The sequence below is a fragment of the Rhodoferax sp. ZS1R8 genome (genome assembly GCF_056521325.1).
Window position 1 is genome coordinate 1 of the sequence record NZ_JBWMBA010000176.1, and the last position, 1,079, is coordinate 1,079.

Annotated in this window: 1 protein-coding gene; it reads right to left on the reverse strand. The window is 58.6% G+C overall.

Annotated features, from left to right (window positions below; all coding sequences use genetic code 11):
• Positions 1-405: 405 nt before the first annotated feature.
• A partial coding sequence (locus AC097P_RS24785) for a 4-phosphopantoate--beta-alanine ligase (protein ID WP_479613071.1) occupies positions 406-1,079 on the reverse strand: 674 nt, incomplete at its 5' end.

Below are 1,079 nucleotides of genomic sequence, written 5' to 3' on the forward strand. Positions count from 1 at the left end.
TGGAACGGAGACCGGTGTCGTGCAAGATCACGCCAAATGGTTGCTGGAGTTCTGTAAATGAAAATGATGGCTAACAGGTCGGCCCACGCGGACGCGCAGCAGCAAGTTGCCGCTGCGCGGCGCATTCTGCGTGCCAGTGGCCTCCAACGTTACGACTGCTCTGGAGCGAAGTGGAAGACTGCTATGTGTCTATTGCGGTCGTAGCTTTTCGGCGTAGGTCAGTGGAATGACCGTCAAGTAGCGCACCATGACACTGAGATCCGTCAGTAGATAGAAAAATACCCAATCCAGGTATTTTTTCATGGTTGTTGATAGTAAATATTGCCGCTAGCCCCCGTGTAATTGTCATTTGTAGCTACATAAATAGTAGCAGCCATTCGCTGGATGGGCCTCACCAAGACCCCTTCACACTTCTAGGTTATCAATCAACCGCGTTGCCCCCAGCCGTGCAGCGGCCAGTACCACCATCGCATCCCCTGCCTGCGCTGTCTGCAAATCAGCCTGGCGGCGCACAGCCACATAGTCTGGGCGCCAGCCCAGGTTGCTCAGGCTTTGCATGGCCTGTGACTCCAGGCGGCTGATGCCTGTAGCGTCCAGTGCGGTGTTGGTGCGCAGTGCCTCGGCCACGGTCTTCAGCGTGGCAGACAACTGCACGGCCTGTGCGCGTTCGGCCGGGCTCAAGTAACCATTGCGGGATGAGAGGGCCAGGCCGGTCTCGCTGCGCTGGGTCTCACCACCGACGATGTTCACCGGCATGGCGAACTGCTTGACCATGTTGCGGATCACCATCAGCTGCTGGTAGTCCTTCTTGCCAAACAGCGCGGTACGTGCCTGTGTGCACGACAGCAGTTTCAGCACCACGGTGCAGACGCCGATGAAAAAGCCAGGGCGGAAGTGGCCTTCCAAAATGTCGGCCAGCTCGGTGGGTGGGTGCACCTTGAAGGTCTGCGGCTGCGGGTACATCTCGGCCTCTTTGGGCGCAAAGACCAGGTCGCAACCGGCAGCTTCCAGCTGCTGGCAGTCGGCGTCCAGCGTGCGGGGGTAGGTGTCGAAATCTTCGTGGGGTGCAAACTGCAGCC